This is a genomic window from Pseudomonas sp. HMSC065H01 (genome assembly GCF_001815235.1).
In the GTDB taxonomy this organism is placed as follows: domain Bacteria; phylum Pseudomonadota; class Gammaproteobacteria; order Pseudomonadales; family Pseudomonadaceae; genus Pseudomonas; species Pseudomonas aeruginosa.
Genome location: NZ_KV819873.1, coordinates 233,122 through 251,332, shown reverse-complemented (window position 1 = coordinate 251,332; position 18,211 = coordinate 233,122). Strand labels below are relative to the sequence as shown.

General features: G+C 66.5%; 15 protein-coding genes. 5 read left to right on the top strand and 10 right to left on the bottom strand.

The genetic code is table 11. From position 1 onward, the window contains the following. Positions 1-7: 7 nt before the first annotated feature. From HMPREF3014_RS13840 to HMPREF3014_RS13820, 5 genes are all read left to right on the top strand, one after another. Positions 8-1,675 (top strand): DUF3141 domain-containing protein, encoded by a 1,668-nt coding sequence (locus tag HMPREF3014_RS13840; RefSeq protein WP_023087263.1) that lies wholly within the window; start codon positions 8-10, stop codon positions 1,673-1,675. Positions 1,676-1,970: 295 nt separating this feature from the next. Next, positions 1,971-3,104, top strand: a complete 1,134-nt coding sequence (locus tag HMPREF3014_RS13835; RefSeq protein WP_023087264.1) for an acetate/propionate family kinase — start codon at positions 1,971-1,973, stop codon at positions 3,102-3,104. Positions 3,105-3,321: 217 nt separating this feature from the next. Then, positions 3,322-3,774, top strand: coding sequence for a MerR family transcriptional regulator (locus HMPREF3014_RS13830; protein ID WP_023087265.1), 453 nt, complete (start codon positions 3,322-3,324; stop codon positions 3,772-3,774). A 154-nt stretch (positions 3,775-3,928) separates the two neighbouring features. Further along, positions 3,929-5,257, top strand: a complete 1,329-nt coding sequence (locus HMPREF3014_RS13825; protein ID WP_023087266.1) for an SAM-dependent methyltransferase — start codon at positions 3,929-3,931, stop codon at positions 5,255-5,257. A 106-nt stretch (positions 5,258-5,363) separates the two neighbouring features. Further along, positions 5,364-7,793 carry a phosphoketolase family protein gene (locus HMPREF3014_RS13820; RefSeq protein WP_023087267.1) on the top strand — a complete coding sequence of 810 codons (2,430 nt, stop codon included), beginning with the start codon at positions 5,364-5,366 and terminating at the stop codon, positions 7,791-7,793. A 161-nt stretch (positions 7,794-7,954) separates the two neighbouring features. Here the strand turns inward: HMPREF3014_RS13820 and HMPREF3014_RS13815 are convergent, their stop codons facing one another. From HMPREF3014_RS13815 to HMPREF3014_RS13770, 10 genes are all read right to left on the bottom strand, one after another. Continuing rightward, positions 7,955-9,217, bottom strand: coding sequence for an MgtC/SapB family protein (locus tag HMPREF3014_RS13815; protein ID WP_023087268.1), 1,263 nt, complete (start codon positions 9,215-9,217; stop codon positions 7,955-7,957). Continuing rightward, positions 9,214-10,269 carry a type II glyceraldehyde-3-phosphate dehydrogenase gene (locus HMPREF3014_RS13810; protein ID WP_023087269.1) on the bottom strand — a complete coding sequence of 352 codons (1,056 nt, stop codon included), beginning with the start codon at positions 10,267-10,269 and terminating at the stop codon, positions 9,214-9,216. The genes HMPREF3014_RS13815 and HMPREF3014_RS13810 overlap by 4 nt, the downstream gene beginning before the upstream one ends. A 27-nt stretch (positions 10,270-10,296) precedes the next feature. After that, complete coding sequence (locus HMPREF3014_RS13805) at positions 10,297-11,829, bottom strand: ABC1 kinase family protein (RefSeq protein ID WP_079280129.1); 1,533 nt, start codon at positions 11,827-11,829, stop codon at positions 10,297-10,299. Between the two features lie 86 nt (positions 11,830-11,915). Next, a complete protein-coding gene (locus tag HMPREF3014_RS13800; RefSeq protein WP_023087271.1) occupies positions 11,916-12,947 on the bottom strand; it encodes a hydroxyacid dehydrogenase in 1,032 nt (343 codons plus the stop codon). Then, entirely contained in the window at positions 12,944-13,198 is a 255-nt protein-coding gene (locus HMPREF3014_RS13795; RefSeq protein WP_009516033.1) for a hypothetical protein, read from the bottom strand. Before HMPREF3014_RS13795 ends, HMPREF3014_RS13800 begins: the two co-directional genes overlap by 4 nt. Beyond that, a complete protein-coding gene (locus HMPREF3014_RS13790) occupies positions 13,195-13,839 on the bottom strand; it encodes a DUF6629 family protein (RefSeq protein ID WP_003121541.1) in 645 nt (214 codons plus the stop codon). The genes HMPREF3014_RS13795 and HMPREF3014_RS13790 overlap by 4 nt, the downstream gene beginning before the upstream one ends. A gap of 53 nt (positions 13,840-13,892) precedes the next feature. After that, a complete protein-coding gene (locus tag HMPREF3014_RS13785) occupies positions 13,893-14,792 on the bottom strand; it encodes a ribose-phosphate pyrophosphokinase (protein WP_023087273.1) in 900 nt (299 codons plus the stop codon). Next, entirely contained in the window at positions 14,789-16,330 is a 1,542-nt protein-coding gene (locus HMPREF3014_RS13780) for a thymidine phosphorylase family protein (RefSeq protein WP_023087274.1), read from the bottom strand. The genes HMPREF3014_RS13785 and HMPREF3014_RS13780 overlap by 4 nt, the downstream gene beginning before the upstream one ends. Next, complete coding sequence (locus HMPREF3014_RS13775; RefSeq protein WP_023087275.1) at positions 16,327-17,688, bottom strand: MBL fold metallo-hydrolase; 1,362 nt, start codon at positions 17,686-17,688, stop codon at positions 16,327-16,329. The genes HMPREF3014_RS13780 and HMPREF3014_RS13775 overlap by 4 nt, the downstream gene beginning before the upstream one ends. 25 nt (positions 17,689-17,713) lie before the next feature. After that, on the bottom strand, positions 17,714-18,211 hold the full coding sequence (locus HMPREF3014_RS13770) for a TPM domain-containing protein (RefSeq protein WP_003121538.1): 498 nt from the start codon (positions 18,209-18,211) through the stop codon (positions 17,714-17,716).

The window sequence follows — 18,211 nt, the reverse complement described above, 5'->3', positions numbered from 1 at the left end:
CGACGCCATGGACACCCGCACGAACTCCCAGGGTATGGCCGCCGCACCGCTTGCGCTCTTTGCCGCCTACTGGGGCGACATGCTGTGGCGGACCGTCGCGTCAGGCGAAGCGCTGAGGCAGCGCGCCAACAACATGACCGAACACGAAGCGGCGGGTATGCCGCCGCTTCTCCACTTCGAGTCAGAGCAGGTGGCCGACGGCCACGACTTGCAGCCAGCGAGCAACTACCGGCTCCTGCGTGTCACTCGCTGTGGCACCGACGCCTTGGAGAAACATGTGCGCAAAGGCGCCGCACCGGTGCTGGTGGTCGATCCACGCGCCGGCCACGGCCCTGGCATCGGCGGCTTCAAACGCGATTCTGAAGTTGGCATGGCACTGCTCGAAGGCCATCCCGTGTACTTCGCAGTGTTCGATCCGGAGCCCGTCGAGGGCCAGACCATGGGCGCAGTCGTCCAGACCCTGGCCACATTCATCGACATGGTGGCCAAGCGCCACCGAGGCAAGGCCCCGATCGTCTACGGCAACTGCCAAGGCGGTTGGGCGATCACGCTGGCGCTGTCGCACTGCGAGCACCGTGCCGCCTTGGCAGTGCTCAATGGCTCGCCGCTGTCGTACTGGGCAGGCGAGAGAGGCGTCAACCCCATGCGGCTGCTCGGTGGGTTCACGGGCGGCATCTGGCCGGCGCACTGGGTGTCGGACCTCGGCGCCGGGCGCTTCGACGGTGCCTGGTTGGTCCAGAACTTCGAAGCGTTGCAGCCCGAGGGCGTGTTCAAGAAGTACGACACGCTCTTCGCGCAGCCGGAGACTGAGCGCGATCGCTTCCTGGAGTTTGAGCGTTGGTGGAATGGCTTCTACCAGCTTGCACGCGAGGAAATGTTGTCGATCGCAGGCGATCTTTTCGTAGGTAATCACCTGGAGAGCGGCGAGGTCGTGGTCGATGGCCACTGCCGCGCGGATCTCAGCCGCATTGGCGCACCGCTGGTGGTCTTTTGCTCCAACGGCGACAACATCACACCGCCCCACCAGGCGCTCGGCTGGCTCAAAGCGGTATATCCGACGACCGCAGACCTGGTGGCGGCGGGCCAGCGCGTGGTGTACCTGCTGCACCAACATGTTGGCCACCTTGGCATCTTCGTCTCCGCGGGGGTGGCGCGACGCGAGCACCGCGCCATCTTGCATCATGCCGAATCGATCCAGGCACTCAAGCCTGGACTCTACGAGATGGTTCTGGAGGACAGCGCCTCTTCGGAGTCGGCCGCCGCTGCGCAGTTCCAGCCGCGGCGGCTGGAAGACCTGCCTTACGACGCCAACCCGGCGGGGTTCGACAAGGTCGAAGCACTCTCGGAGATCACCGAGCGCTTCTATTCGCAGTGGGTGTCGCCGTGGGTCCGCTTCGCCGTCACCCCCGACTCGGCTCGTGAACTTCGCGCGCTGCACCCCATGCGCGTCAGTCGCAAGGTCTGGTCCGAGCAGGTGACCCCGGCCCTGGCGCTGCTGCCATGGGTGCAACGATGGCTTGAGCAGTGGGGTGCGCAGGATCCCCATCGGGTCGAAAATCCTTGGTATCAGCTTGAGCGAACTGGTGCAGACGCGATTGGGCAGGCCATGGAATCATGGCGCAAGAGCCGGGACCTGTGGGCTGAGCTTGTGTTCGAGCAGGCCTATGCCAACTGAACGACCCTCCACTGTGGCTGCAAAAAGAGACGCTCACGGGTCGCAAGCAGCACGCTCCTTGTCGGAGGCGATGCGCCTGCCACGGCCGATTCCGCTTATCAGCGTCGTCCAGGCACGGATCAAAGTTGGATTCTCCCGTATCACGACGCCAGCAACGGCGCTACAGCATCGGAAGCATGGGCCTGATCGGCGGCCTCGCGTGCTGCTAGCGCCGAGCGAAACTTGGCAATTCGATCTGATGAACGTTGCCAACGGCGGCGACGTCGGCACTGACCGGCGCTGACGGAGCTCCGACATGCGCGTCCTCGCCATCAATGCCGGCAGTGCGACCCTGAAGTTCGGAGTTTTCAAGTCGGCTCGTACCTTGCCATTGATCGACTCGGCGATTGATCATCCTGCGGTGGATGCTGCGACCTTCGAGGAGATCGAGCGGCACTTGCACAGGGCGGGTGTCACAACGCTCGATGGCATTGGTCACCGCGTCGCACACGGTGGCCCACTGTTGAGCAACGCGGTGCTCGTGGATGAAGAAGTCGAACGCGAGATCGGCAAGGCTTCGGCTCTGGCGCCGCATCACAATCCTGCCGCATTGGCCGGCATACGCCTGACCCGTGAGCGTTGGCCCGGCGTGCGCCACGTCGCGGTCTTCGACACCGCTTTCCATGACGACATGCCCGAATATGCCCATTCCTATGCTGTTCCGCCATCGTGGCGCGCGGCAGGGGTACGGAGATACGGCTTCCATGGCCTGTCCCACCAGGGTGTACTGGCCGCCGTCAGCACCGAGCTGAAACGGCCGCCGTCAGAACTTCGTATCGTGAGCTGCCACATTGGAAGCGGCGCCAGCGTCTGCGCGATCGATCGCGGAAGGTCGGTCGATACATCTATGGGAATGACCGCGCTTGAAGGTCTTGTGATGGGCACGCGCTGTGGAGACCTCGACCCTGGCGTACCCGGCTTCGTCGCACGCGCACTGGGTTTGACGTTGGCGCAGATCGAGGCGGCGCTTTACAGCGACAGTGGACTCAAAGGATTGTCGGGTGAGAGTTCGGACCTGCGGATTGTGGAGAAGCGCGCGGGAGAAGGAGTCGCAGCCGCCCAACTGGCAATGCAGGTTCACGCGTACCGCGTGCGCAAATACATCGGCGCCTACGCCGCCGCGATGGGCGGTTGCGATGCTGTGGCCTTCACTGGCGGAGCTGGAGAAAATTCGCCCGCGTTGCGTCGGCGCATCGTTGATGGCCTGGAGTTCATCGGCCTGGAACTAAACGAAGAGCGCAATCGCGCCTACTCGCCCAACACTGAAGTCGCCCAGTTGCAGTCATCCCGATCCGCCGTCGCCGTGCTGGTGGTTCAAGCACGCGAGCAGTTAGCGATCGCGCGTGAGACGTTCCGAGCGCTGAATGACCAGGCAAGTGGTTTGGTATAGGCAATGAACTGGGACAAGACCACGATAAGTCGTCCCCCGGGCCGGGAGCCACGCCCGTTGATGCTCGCGCCGAAGATGGTCCAGTTGCCCATCCAACCGCACGTTGAAGGAAGAAACGGAGCGGTTCAAACGCCGGGCCCTTGACCCATGTGCAGCACCTGGGTTCAAACTCGCTCGAAAGTGAAGGGATTCAAGACAACCTTGCTGGAGGATGGTGATGCAACTCATTGAATGCGCCAAGGCGGCAGGCGTCACACCGGACACGTTGCGTCACTACCTTCGGGTGGGGCTTGTGGTGCCCGATGGCCGGGGCACGAACGGCTACCGCGCATTCTCGGATCGAAGCGTCGTCCGGGTGCGTTTCATACGCAATGCATTGGCCCTCGGCTTCACGCTCAAGGACGCTGCAGAGTTTGTCGAGATGAGCCAGCGCGGTGCATCGCCGTGTCCGCGCGCGCGGGCGCTGCTGAGCAAACGGCTTGACGAGCAGGCCCGGCGGCTGAAGGAGGCGACGGATTTGCATCGCCGCATGCAGCAGGCAGAGCGCGACTGGAAGCGGCTGCCGGACGGCGTCCCGGATGGCCATTCCGTCTGCGGTTTGATCGAAGGAGCGGATGCGGACGTTCAGCGCAATTCGGTGCGCGCGAAGTCCCGTCGTGTACGCGCATGAATCGCTCTGATCATCGTCGACATTCCCCGGCATCACGACGCTCTACGTACATGCGGTGCAGCGGTTGTGGTCGTGCCGATCACGCCAGCGCCAAGTGTGAGTCGTCTATCCACTTCGCAGCATCCGCTGCACACGAGCGAGTGAGGCGCCCCCGATGAGCCACCTCACGACACGGGATCGAACCGTATCGCCCGACGGATATGCCGCCGCGCTACGGATCTTGCGCCGGCTGCTGGCCGGCATCGAGCGCCCGCCGGCGTTGCGTCTGGGCGATATGCTCTTGCACGAGCTCGAATCGCACCCGGAATACACCCTGATCATCCGTGACCCGGGTCTGCTGCGTCGCTTGGTCCTGCGCCCGGATCCGCTGCTGCTGGCGGAAGCCTATTTCCGCGGCACCATCGACATTGAGGGAGACCTGTACACCGCGCTCGGGCTCAAGGCGCATTTCGAGAGGTTTTCGCTCTCTTGGCGCGACAAACTGGCCCTGTTGCGCGACGCACTGCTGCTGCGCGTGTCCGACCAGGACGTGTTGAAGCCCTCGCGGAGTCTGGCCTCGCGCGTCGCACGTCGCTTCTCCCATCGCCATTCGCGTCAAACCGATCAGGCCGCGATCTCCTTTCACTACGATGTGTCCAACGCGTTCTATGGACTCTGGCTCGATGCCGAGAGGGTCTACTCATGTGGCTATTTCAAGGCGACGGATGACACGCTGGACCAGGCTCAGCGCAACAAGCTGGAGCACATCTGCCGCAAGCTGCGTCTGCAGCGAGGCGAACGCCTGCTCGACATCGGCTGCGGCTGGGGCGCGCTCGTGTGCTGGGCGGCAAGAGAACATGGCGTCCGTGCGCACGGCATCACGCTCAGCCAACAGCAACTCGAATACGCGCGCGAGCGCATCCGCTCGGAGGGCCTGCAGGATCTCGTCACCGTTGAACTGCGCGACTACCGTGACCTCGAAGGCACGGCCGTTTTCGACAAGGTGTCAAGCATTGGCATGTTCGAGCACGTGGGACTCGCGAACCTAGCGGCCTACTACGCCGTGGTCCAGCGGGTTTTGCGGCCAGGAGGACTCTTCCTCAACCATGGGATCACCCATGACGAGGAGGGCTGGAACCGAACCGTCGCGACCGAGTTCATCAACCGCTACGTCTTCCCCGACGGCGAATTGGACTGCGTCAGCAATATCCAGCTAGGGATGGAGCGCTCCGGCTTCGAGATCCATGACGTCGAAGGTCTTCGACCCCACTACGCGCTGACCTTGCGTCATTGGGTCCAGCGGCTCGAAGCGCGCCGGGAGGAGGCCTTGCGGGAGGTCGATGAGGTGACCTTCCGCATCTGGCGCTTGTACATGGCGGCGTGTGCACTGGAATTCGAGGCCGGGGGGACTGGGATCTACCAGATCGTCGCGTCCAAACGCGACGGCGGAAGCTGGCCCGTGCCCTTGACTCGCTCTGATCTTTATGGAGAACACCAGCCATGAACGCTAGATGGCCGTGCCGCTGGCGCGCGAAAGACGATCGCAGACGCCAGCCTTCCCAATCTCGCCGTCGCGCTTACCTGCGTGCCGGCTCTCAAGGACTTTCCACATGAACCACGAGCTTCCCTGGGTCGCCGAGCGCGTCCGCGTGTTCCGCGAGTCTAATCCCGAGTTCGCCCGCTGGGCGCGCGGCCACGGCCCCATCACCCACAACGATCTCACGCAACTGCGAGTCCACGATCTCGCACAGGTGCTGGTTGCCGAAGGCAAGGCGAGCGACACAACCGCGGTGTATCGCACGCTCTGGTCGGCGGACCGCCTGGCCGTGGCAGGCATGTGGTTGACGGTTCACATGACCTATGCCGACCGGGTCTATCCCGATGGCCGGGGGATGAGAGCCGAGGATTTCAAGGAGACGCCGGAGGGGCATACCGGTGGGTCGCTGAACATCGTGCCGGCCTATGTCGGCTACCTGGCCGCGAACGCGCTCAGTGGGTTGACGCGTGGCTGGTTGATGGGCCAGGGCCATTGCGTCGCGGGCATTGATGCCTGCAACCTGCTGGTGGGCAACATGACGCCGCGCCACGCCGAGAGATACGACCGCAGCGAAAGCGGCCTCACGCGCTTTGCCCGGGATTTCTATAGCTACGCGATCGACGCACAGGGGCGTCCCGCCTCGCCGCTGGGCAGCCACGTCGGCCCGAATACGGCAGGCGGTCTGTCCGAGGGCGGCTATCTCGGCTTTGCCGAACTGCAGTACGTGCACATGCCCTTGCCCGGCGAGCGGCTGGTGGTGTTCCTCAGCGACGGCGCTTTCGAGGAGCAGCGTGGCAGTGACTGGGCGCCGCGCTGGTGGCGGGCAGAAGACAGCGGCTTCGTGGCTCCGTTCATGATCCTCAACGGCCGCCGCATCGAACAGCGCAGCACCATGCAGCAGCAGGGGGGCCGAGAATGGTTCCACCAGCATCTGCGGCTGAACGGCTTCGACCCGATGGAGATCGACGGCACCGACCCCGCCGCGTTCGCCTGGGCCGTTCACGCGATGGAGGAGCGGTTGTCGGCCTGCGCGGCTGGAGTTTCGCAGGGCACCGTTCAGTACCCGGTACCCCTCCACTACACCATCGCCGAAGCGCCCAAGGGATTCGGCTTCCCCGGTGCTGGAACCAATGCCGCGCACAACCTGCCGCTGGAGGGGAACCCCCGGGTCGACCAGATAGCGCTTCAGCAGTTCAACGAGGGTGCTCGCGCTCTCTTCGTGCCGTCGCACGAACTCGACGAAGCGGTGGCACTACTGTGCCGGCACGAAGTGCAGCATCGTCCCCTGGAGCGGGACCATGCCCTGGCGCACCGCCAGGTGGCGGCCCCCAGACTTCCGGTTCCGCAGTGGCATGTTGCGGGCCAGGGCGAGGTCTCGCCAATGGCGGCACTCGACGGAGCCTTCGCGGCCCTCGTCCAAGCCAACCCACAGCTGCGTCCGCGGGTAGGCAATCCGGACGAGCTGCGCAGCAACCGCATGGGCCAGACATTGGACCTGCTCAAACACCGCGTCTTCACGCCCGAACCGGGCCTGGCGGAGGCCGTCGATGGCGCCGTGATCACGGCGCTCAACGAAGAAGCGGTGGTCAGCGCGGCGCTGGGCAACAAGGGCGGCATCAACTTGGTCGTCTCTTACGAGGCATTTGCCGTCAAGATGCTGGGCGCGCTGCGCCAGGAAATCCTGTTCGCGCGACACCAGGCGCAGGCAGGCACACCACCCGGATGGCTGTCGGTGGTCACGGTTGTGACGTCCCACACCTGGGAGAACGGCAAGAACGAGCAGTCGCACCAGGATCCGACGCTGGCCGAAGCGCTGTTGGGCGAAATGTCCGACACCTCGCGCGTGTTGTTCCCGGTCGATGCCAACAGTGCCGTTGCGGCGCTGCGCGCGGCCTACGCCTCGCACGGCCAGTTCTGGACATTGGTCGTTCCCAAGCGGGCCGTCGCGAGCCAGTTGAGTGCCGAGCAGGCCGAACGCTTGGTCGATCAGGGTGGTTGGGTGGTGAAGCCCTGCGACGCCCCCGACGTGTTGCTGGTTGCCATCGGCGCATACCAGCTGCAGCAGGCCCTGCTTGCGGCGCGGCGCCTCGAAGCCGCTGGACATCGGACCGCAGTGACCTGCGTCATCGAGCCGGGCCGCTTCAGAGCGCCCCGCGACGAACGCGAGCAGGACTTTGTGGCCGGCGACCAGGCCTTGCGCGGCCTGTTCCCGGAGACTGCCGCCGTGCGCGTCATCGTGTCGCACATGCGACCCGAGCCGACGCTGGGCCTGATGCGCCGGATCGATACAGGGGCGCGGCAGACCCGTGCCTTGGGCTACCAGGCGCGCGGCGGGACGCTCGATGTGGCCGGCATGCTGTTCGCGAACCGTTGCACTTGGGCGCACGTGGCGGCCGAGGCGGCTCAAGGGCTCGGTGTCGATCCGGTGAGCTTGCTGAGCGTCGAGGAGTTGGCGGCCGTGCAGGGGCATGGCGACCCGCGCGTGGTGATGGCCCCGGCTTGAACCCCTTTTGGTCACATGGCGCGACCGGATTTATCGGCGGTCTGCAGCGACAGACCGCCCTGCCGCGGGTCGCCGTCTGGTGGAATGGGTGTGGTCGGATGTCGCGGCGGCCCATGCTGGAGTCGCAAGACCGCCATTGTCCCGTTGCCCCTGGCATTCCGTCAGGTCAGGGCCAAGGCGACTGCGAAGCCAACCGCAGCCATTGCCGCATACGACGGGAACACTCTCCACGCAAGCGATTTTCCGTCCAACGACGTTAACAGGACAAGTTTGGTGGCTTGATTGACGGACGCCGCGATGAACAACGCCAGGGTGGCCGATGCGGCGGTGACGGCGCCTTCGTCTACCAGACGGCCAATCGAGAGCGTGATCGCATCGACGTCCACAAGACCCGAGGCGGCGGCGGTGAGCATGACTCCGGCATCCCCGAAGCGATCGGCAAGAAAGCGGCCTGCCAGCATCACCGTGGCCAAGAACGCCGCGAACTGTAGCGCGGAGCGCAGTTGCAACGGGTTTCCAAGTTGCAGTTCGGGCAAGTCTTCGGCTGACGACCGCGCCGCCAGGAACGTCCCCACAACACCGCCAACTGCGGCCATGGCCACAAAGATGACCACCGGGCCCCAGCCGATGCCGGGGGCCGCGATGGCGACGAGGGCCGCCATGCGGGCAAACATGGCTGCGCACGCGAGCGCCGCACCCGCCGCTGCCAGTGGACGCCACCCTGGCGTCTGCCCGGCCCACCGAGCCAACGTGGCCGTGGTGGCGGTGCTCGACACGATTCCCCCGAGCAGCGCTGTGAATACTAGCCCTCGCTTCCTGCCGAGCGAGCGCATCAGGACGAACCCAGTGAACGACAGCACAGCCAGCAGGACAACGGCCCACCACAGGCGATAGGGATTCAGCGCCTCATAGGGGCCAAAGCCACGGTCAGGGAGCACCGGCAGCACGACCACGCTGATCAACAGCAACTGCGTGCCGCTGCTGATCTCCGCCTCGGACAGCTTGCCGACGCCGGCGTGCAAGAGCTGCTTGAAACGCAGCAGCGCCAGCACGACCACGGCGGCGACCGCCGAAACGCGCCAAGCGCCACTGGTCGCCAGCGCCCCGATGGCGAAAGTCGCCAGGGCGGCGACGGACGTGGTCAGTCCCATCACGGCATGCATATGCGCCGTCACCAGGTAGCCCACCACCAGATACACCCCGACGAGTACGAGCAGCGCGATGAGCATGCCGGCTCCCCAGCGCTGGGCCAGCAGCCCGCCAAGGCCGCCGAGCAGGCCGATCAGCGCAAAGGTGCGAACGCCCGCGACGCGATGTCCCTCGGGCCGCTCGCGTTGCTGCCATCCCCGTTCCAGGCCGATCAGAAGTCCCGAAGCGAGGGCCAGCCCGAGCCCGACCAGCGCGGGATCATCGAATTCACTCATCGTCGAACCTGGACGCGGTCGCGGATGAAATCACGCTGCAGTCCCAGCGAAGCATCGGTGCGCGCCATCGACACCTGGGGATCGGTCTCGATGCCGCTCAAGGCGCGAATGGCATCGATGGTTTCGGGAATCACGATCGCTTGGTTGAAGACCTGGTAGGTGTAGTACGCCTGATCGCCATCGACCGAAAGCACGTCCTCCCACAACGCGACCTCCCACAGGTCGCCGCGCGGGCGGCCGAGATCGGCCATCAGTTCCACCGTGCTGTTGAGGGCCACGAGACCATCCGAGGATCGCACGAACGCGATCCGTGGCGCAGCGCGAAAGGCCGCCAGCACCTCGTCGCGCGTGGCCGGCCTCGTCAGTTCGACCCACCAGGTGTGCAGGTGGCTGCTGTTGTGCGGTGCCTTGACCGCGATCGTGACGACGTCCAGGTCCGGGATCACAGTGCGCGCGTCCGGTCCCTGATGGCTGGGGATCGTCTTCTCCGGCAAGAGCGTGTTGATGATGCCCTCCGCATGCGCCTCCCACGGGTCGGAAGCCCGGCGGATCAGCGTCCCGCGGGCTCGCTTGAGCAGGCCCGCTGTCCGAAGCGCCCCCAGGGTGCGCACGATCGACGTCGTGTTGCAGGACACCACCCGGGTGGAGGTGCGGCCGATCGCGGTTGCGTAGTTCTCCTGCGCGACGAACGAATGACCGGTCAACGCGTGGGACTCGCCGCCATGGAAGATGGACTTCACACCGGCAGCGTCGTACGCCCTCTTGTTGACCGCGGCGACCTTCTTGGGTGTGCAATCGACCACGACGTCCGCGTTGGCGAGCAGGTCGGCCAGATCGCCCGCGACGGGAAGCCCCGCAGCACGCATCGATTGTGCGGCTTCAGCGGTCGCCGCGTAAATCGGGAAAGCGCGCTGCGCGGCCACCTGCAGGCGATAGTCGTGCACCACGTCCGCGACGCCGGCCAGCGCCATGTCCTCCTGGAGTGCGACCGCATCCGCCACCCGCTTGCCGATCACACCGTATCCGTTCACCGCCACTCTGACCTTGTTCATGCCTGACTCCTTGCTTGATGAGGCGCTTCAGCCGCGGCTGCGCGCGATGGAAAACGTGAACCGGATCGCCAGCGCATAGCCCAGCAGCGCGAGTACCGGCATGTCGCCCCAGCGCGGGCCCACGCCGTGCTGCATCAACAAGCTCGATGCGATGTACAGGCCGAGCGTCACGAGCGCCAGCGCGACGCGACGGCCGAGGCGGTCGATCCCGCTCAGCATCCTGACATCCGGCTTGATCGACAGTTGCAGCAGGTCACCCTGCCGCAAGACGCTGTGCAGACGCCGCGCCATCAGGGAGGGCAGGGCGTGGGCCGCGTTCCCCAGTTCATAGGGCAGACGCTGCGATGCCGCAGACTTGGGCTCGTCGAAGACGCCCGTGGTCGTGTGGCGAGAGATGGCTTCGATGATGGAAAACTCGGGTGCCAGCAGGCGCACCGTCCCTTCGAGCAACAACAGGGTACGCGTGAGCACGAGGAGGTCCCTGGGCAGCCGGACTTCCTGGGTTCGGCCCGCCGCCACGAGCTGCGCGAGAGCACCTGAGAGCGACCAGTCCTTCAGCGGCCTCTGTGCGCAGTCTGCGACCAGGGCACGCACGACAGGCACGAACACGGCCCGATCGGTGCCGTCGCCGAGCAGGCCCAGGTCGAGCCAGGCATCGACCACCCATTCGGCATCCTGCTCGACGAAGGCCAGGGCGAACGCCACCAGCGCCCGCCGCATGTTGCCGTCGACCCGGCCCACGATGCCGAAGTCGTGCAGGCATATGCGGCCATCGTCCATCACGAAGACGTTGCCGGGATGGGGGTCGCCGTGGAAGAAGCCATCGCGGAAGATCTGGGCGACGTAGCTGTCCACGAGTTTGCCCGCGGCCGCCACCGCGGTGGACGAAGGCAGACCGTGCAGGTGAGCTCCGTGGCTGAACTGCTGGACCATGACGCTCGGCGTGCACAGGCCGTCCACCACGTCGGGGATCACGATGTCGGCAGAGCCGCGCCAGGCGTCGGCGAAACGTCGCACGGAAGCTGCCTCGCGCGACAAATCCATCTCGTAGCGGAAGTTGGCCGCAACCTCGTCCACGATGGCTGCCAGCCCCCAGCGACGCAGCGAGGGCACGAGCCCCTGCATGACCAGGACGATGCGGCGCAGGATGCGCATGTCGGTCTCGGCCTGCTCGGCCGCGCCAGGGCGGCGGATCTTCACCACCACTTCCGTCCCGTCCGGCAGGGCTGCACGATGAATCTGGGCGATCGAGGCCGCGGCGAGCGCGTGCATGTCGAAGCGTGCGAAGACCTGCTGCCATGGGCGGCCGAGCGCCGCCTCGACCTCCTGGACCGCCTGCTCGGGAGGAAACGGCGCCACATTGGCCTGCAGGCTGGCCAGAGCCTCTTGCGCATCGGGCGCCAGAATGTCGGCCCGCAGGCTGAGATGCTGGCCCAGCTTCACGAAGGTCGTGCCCAATCGCTGCAGCACTTCGGCGAAGCGGTCGGCCGCCCGGTGGGTATCGCAGCGCATCAGGCCCCGGTGCCAGGCCACCCAGAGCAGGAACCCGCTCAGGGCCATAGCGATCTGCGTGGCCCGGCGCAGCGCCGAGCGTTGCGTTGGGCGGCCCGCAAGACGCACGGTGGAAACGGGGCGGTTCGGTCGCGTCATAGCTCATCCAACCTGTTGCGCAGGCGGCCCGCATGCCAGGCTGCGATGTTCGAGATGGTCTCGTCGAGGATGCGCGCGATCGCCTCCGACGTATTGAACCCGACATGCGGTGTCACGAGCACACGCGGATGCGTCAGCAGTGGGCTGGATGCGGACCAGCCGGTATCGCAACCCAGTCCGCCGCAGCCCGTGGGCACTTCGGGAGACAGATCCCCTTCCTGTTCCAGCACGTCCAGTCCTGCTGCGGCGACGGTACCTGCCTCCAGTGCGTGCAGCAGGGCGGCCTCGTCGATGAGCGCACCCCGTGCCGTGTTGATCAGTACCATGCCCGGTTTCATGCGCGCGAAGGCCTGCCCATCGAGAAGGTGGTGCGTGGCCTGCGTGGCCGGAACATGAAGGCTCAGAACATCGCTGCTTTGCAGGATCTGCTCCCACGTCACCACGCGGACGCCGGCGATGGGTGCTGCCGTGATGTCGAGCGATGGGGCGAGGGCCGGGTCGTACGCGAGAACTTCCATGCCGAAGCCCAGGGCGATACGGGCCACGTGGCGCCCGATCCGGCCCAGCCCGACGATGCCCAGCGTCTTTCCTTCCAGCTCGAAGCCGGTGAGGCCGCGGTAAGCGAAAGAACCTTGGCGCGCCCGCTCGTGGGCTTGTGTCAGATGGCGAGCCACGCCCAGCAGCAGCGCGAAGGCATGTTCGGCGACGCTGGCAGACCCATAGTCCGGCACGTGGCACACGGCAATGCCGCGTCGGCGGCAAGCCTGCAGGTCGATGTGATCGAAGCCCGCGGAGCGCGTTGCCACGAGCCGCACGCGCGGCAGCAACCGGAGCACCGATTCGTCAACGCGCGTGCGCACGAAGACGCACAGCACCTCGGTGTCTTCATCGCCGACATCGGATACCACCAGGCGTTCGTTCTGGACGAAGTGCGCGTGCCAGTGGGTCGGAAGCCGTTGCTGCAGCGCGACATGGTCCGCCGGTGCGATGTCGGAGAACAGAACGGACAGACGGTTTTGTGCGGTCATGAGCCCTCCTCGATTACCCGGTGCAGGGACAGGATGCAGAACGCGGCGATGAAGTGCCCGGTCTTGGTGCCTTGCGCGAGTTCCGCTTGCGCGAATACCGTCGGCAGCCGGCCGGCGACCGCATCGCGCATGGTCTCGAATCCGTCGAGCAACTGAACCGTGAAGAACGCCGCGCGGCGCATCGGGCCCTGCGTGCGGCCGCAGTCCGCGTAGGCCAGTGCGGGCTTGAATCTGGCCGGAGGATTCGTCATGGCACGGCCAGCCTCGCTCGGGGCTCACGGAACTGCCACAGCACGATGAAGCTGAGCACAGCGGCAAAGAAGCACCACACCGAGATGAACCAGGTTGCATAGAACATGTAGGCGGCGATTGCGGAGACAAAGGCGGCCACCCCAAAAGCCGCCACGCGCCGGTGGCTAGAAACCATCAGGCTTGCGCAGGTGCCGATCAGATACAGGGCCATCGTGGTCATCACGTAGAAGTGCGGAGAGTCGTAGAGGATGTGCTGGCCGACCACGCGGGCCGTGATGGGCAGCTTCACCAGCATCGCCAGCAGGTACAGACCGACGAGCGCGCCCGCGACTGCAATGGCCACCAGAACCCGACGGCGCCAACGGACGCTCTCCAGCGCCAGCGCAGCCAGCGGGACGTAGATCGGCCACAGGACGTGCGAGAAGAACGAGTAGAGATGCGTCAGCGCCACGTTCAGCAAGGGCGCGCGGTCGGGGAACGTCAGCCACAGCATGCCTTCGAGCAGTTGCTGGACCCCGAACAGCAGCGGGATGGCGGCATACGGCAGTTCGCGCCGTGAGCGGGCCCGGCGCATGGTGACGGTCCCCAGGCCCAGCAGAACCGCTGCGGCCGTGAAACTGGCGGGTGCGGAAAAGCACATGGGCAGTCATATCCCCTCGATCGTGAGCGTCATGGCGAGCGCGGCGCAGCGGCTCATGGCGCGCCGGCTTCCATCAGTTCCTGCACCGCTGTCGCCAGCGGTGCCACCACGCTGATGCCGTTGGAGACATGCGGCACGGTGTCGCAGGTCACCACCCGCTGGGGCCCTGCCGCAAGAAGTGCGTGGTACGCGTCGGCGGCGAACAGGGCGTGCACCCCGATGCACACCGGTGGCGGCAATCCCACGCTGCGCACACTGGCGATTGCCTGGATCATCGTGCGCGCGCTGGACACGATGTCATCGATGAGCACGGGCTGGCGGTCTGCCAGGGCCGCGGTGTCGGGAAGGCTGACCTCCACGTCCTTGTCGCCCCGGCGGATCTTCTGCAACACCGTGAACGGCGCGCCAGCCAAGCGCGCGACTTCCTGGACCCATTGCTCGCTTTCCGCATCGGGTCCGATCAACACGGGACGGTCCACATGGGCTGCGACCCAGGCCGCGATGGCGGGCGCGGACAGGACCACACGGGTCGGCACCCGGTAGACCTCGCCGAGCGAGCGGTAGCGGTGCAGATGGGGATCGACGGTGACGATACCGTCGAACACCGTCGACACCAGCGCAGCGAACGTGCGGGACGTGATGGCTTCGCCCGTGTTGAAGCGCCGGTCCTGACGCAGGTACGCCAGGTACGGGGCAGCCAGCAACACGCGGGTGGCGCCGAGGTCGCGCGCTGCGTCCGCGGCGAACAACAAGGGCAGCGCCTTGGCGTCCGGCTGTGCCAGGCTGGCCACGATCACGACGGTGCGGCCGGTCACGTCGGCGTCCAGCCGCACCAGCGACTCGCCGTCCGGGAACCGGTGCAGTTGCAGGGCAGCCCGCTGCGCGCCCAACGCCCGGATCAGTCCATCGGCGAAGTCTTCGTCGCCCGGCAGGTGAAAAACGAGAGGTTTCATAGGTTCTCCAAAATCTGGAAGATCGGTGGGCGCGAGCGGACGAACTGCAGCGCATAGGCCAGCTCGCCCGGCGCCTGGGCGTGCAGCGTGAAGAGCGGCTGTCCCGCTTCGACCTGGTCGCCCAGGCGCGCATGCACGTCGATGCCGGCGGCAGCGGCGGTCGGTGCTCCGGCGAGCTTGGCCGCCCGCGCGAGCAGCCGGTTGTCGATTCGGGAGACCCGTCCCGTGGACGGCGATGCGACGGTGTGCCGATGCGTTGCCACCGGGATGCTGCGCAGGCCGCCCTGCTCAGCGCAGATCGCCTGGAACGTGGCCCAGGCGCGGCCGTCGGCCAGCACCTGCGTGGCGAGCGTCAGGCCGCCGCCGGCGGGCGCTGCACCGCCCATTTCGAGGATGTCCGCCGCCAGCCGCAACGCTCGCTCCCGCAGGTCGGCCGGGGCCTCGGGCGTCCCTTGCAGGACGGCCAGCACGTCGCGGGCCTCCAGTGCCGGGCCGATCCCGCGGCCGACCGGCTGCTCACCATCGGTGACGCGCAAGGCCACGTGCAGGCCGATGGCGCTGCCCACCTCCTGCAGGCGCCGACCGAGCGCCGCCGCGGCCTGCGCGCTGCGCACTTTGGCGGTGGCACCCACGGGCAGGTCGATCAGCACATGGGTCGAGCCCGCGGCGGCCTTCTTGGACAGGACCGAGGCGACGAGCTGGCCCTCGCTGTCCAGGTCCAGCGGCCGCTCGACGCGGATGAGGATGTCGTCGGCGGGGCTGAGCCGTACCGAGCCGCCCCAGACGATGCAGCCGCCCGTGCGTTCGACCACGCGCCGCATGCTCGGCACATCCAGGTTCACCGGCGCCAGCACCTCCATCGTGTCGGCCGTCCCGGCCGGCGAGGTGATGGCGCGCGAGGAGGTCTTGGGCATCGTGAGGCCGCAGGCGGCCACGATGGGCACCACGAGCAGGGTCGTGCGGTTGCCGGGCAGGCCGCCGACGCAATGCTTGTCCACCACCAGCGGGCGCCCCCAATCGATGCGGTCACCGACGCCAATCATGGCGTTCGTGAGCGAGACGGTCTCCGCGAGGTCCAGGCGATCGCCGGCGCAGGCGGTGATGAAGGTGGCCAGATGCAGGTCCGAGTAATGGCCCGCCGCGACGTCGGAGATGATGGCGCTGAACTCGGCATCGCCCAGGGCATTGCCGTAGACCTTGGCCCGGACATGGCTGAGCGAATCCAGCGGCGGTGCATGGGTCACCGTGACCAGCTGGCCCGGCTGCGCCCCCAGCGACGCCCATGCCGATTCGGACAGGCCAGCGAAGTTCTCGGCCAGCCAATCCCCATCGACGACGCTGAGCGTCGCCACGATGCTGCGGCGGCCGGCCGTCAGCTGCACGCGCGCCTGGGTCGTGAAACCCTCCGACCGGCAGACAGGGCAGTCGCGCCGCATGTAGACCACCGGCTCCTGATGGGTGTCGATGCCGGTGCGCCACGCCTGCAGCGTGTTCACGCCATCCTCTCCGGTGCCGGTCTCGTGCAGGTGCGCCGTCATACCAGATCCACCGTCTGCAGGTACTCGGGCACGGCAACCGACCAGCCCAGTTCATGGTCGATCCGCGCGCGCAGCGCATCGGCCGCCTCCGGCTCGCCGTGGGTCACGAAGGTTCGGCGCGGTGTTTGCGTGAAGCCGCGCATCCACGCGAGGATCTCGTCGGCATCGGCGTGGGCGGAAAGGTTGTCGAGCGAGGCCACCTCGGCGCCGATCGGCACGTCCTGGCCATGGATGCGGACGGTGGACGCGCCGTGCACGATCGCGGCGCCACGGGTGCCGCCCGCCTGGTAGCCGGCGAACAGGATGGTGTTGCGATGGTCGGGCGCGAATGACTTGAGGTGGTGCACCACGCGGCCTCCCGTGGCCATGCCACTGGCGGAGATGATGACCATCGGTCCACGACCGGCGCTGAGCGCCTTGGACTCCTCGACCTTGTTGACGATCTTCGCGGCATGGCACATGCCCTCGCATTCCTCGGGCGAGAGCCGGTGCTCGTCGCGATGGGCGTGGTACAGCCGTGTGGCATCGATGGCCATCGGGCTGTCCAGGTACACGGGCAGGTGCTGGTGGATGCGCCCTTGCTTCTTGAGTTGGTAGATGCCGTACATCAGGCTCTGCGCTCGGCCGACAGCGAACGCTGGGATCACCACGACCCCTCCACGGGCGGCCGTCTTGTTGATGACAGTCTCCAGCTGCGCCAGTGCGTCGGACGCTTCATGCTTGCGGTTGCCGTAGGTGGATTCCACCAGCAGGTAGTCGGCGCCGGGGACCTGCACCGGCGGGCGCAGCACCGGGTCGTTAGGCCGGCCGATGTCGCCGGAGAAGAGCACGGATCGCCGGCCATCGTTGAGGTGCACGAAGGCCGAGCCGAGCATGTGCCCGGAAGGCGTCAACCGCGCGGTGAGTCCGGGCAGCGCCTCGAAGTCCTGAGAGAACGGACGTGGCGCGAACAGCTTCAGGCAGCGCTCGGCGTCCTCACGGGTGTACAGCGGCAGCGCGGGCTGGTGTTTGGAGAAACCGTGCCGGTTGGCGAACTTCGCCTCTTCCTCCTGCAGATGGCCGCTGTCGGTGAGCAGGATCTTGCACAGCTCGTGCGTCGCGGACGTGCAGTAAACCCGGCCGCGAAAGCCTTGTCGCGCCAGCAGTGGCAGGTAGCCGCTATGGTCGATGTGGGCGTGGGTGAGCACGACCGCGTCGACGGTCTTGGGCGCGACCGGCAGCGGCTCCCAGTTGCGCAGGCGCAGCTGCTTGAATCCCTGGAACAGGCCGCAGTCCACCAGAATGGTCGCGTCGCCATGGCGCAGCAGGTATTTGGAACCGGTCACGGTGCCGGTGGCACCCAGAAATTGAAGTTGCATGGTAGGTCTCCAAGGATGTTGTCGTTCAAAGAAGGACCGGCCGATCCGGCAACTCGTTGCCGTGGTCCGCGCCCCGCGGAAAGTGCTGCACCAGCAGGTGGCTGACGGCCACGATGCCTTCCAGGGCTCCGGCCTCGAAGCGTCCCTGCGCAAACTGGGCTTCCATGCGCTGGCACACAGCCGACCACCTTTCGGCACCGCAACAGGCATGGATGCCGCGATCGGCCACGATCTCCACGGCCCGGTCGGCCAGCAGCACGTAGATCAGGACGCCGCTGTTGTGCGCCGTATCCCACACACCCAGGCGTGCGAACAGGTCCAGCGCCCGCTCACCCGGCGATTGATTGCGCCACAGTGGCGATCCGTCCAGCGCACCCTCGACCACGAAGCGCAGCTGGCCCCCATGCTGGAACTCTCCCGTGCGGATGGCCTGCTCGATCGCATCTAGCGCGCGCGGGGGGAAGGCGCGGCGGACTGCGCGATCCGTGGTCGCAAGGTGGCGAAGAAGTCGTTGCATGTTCAT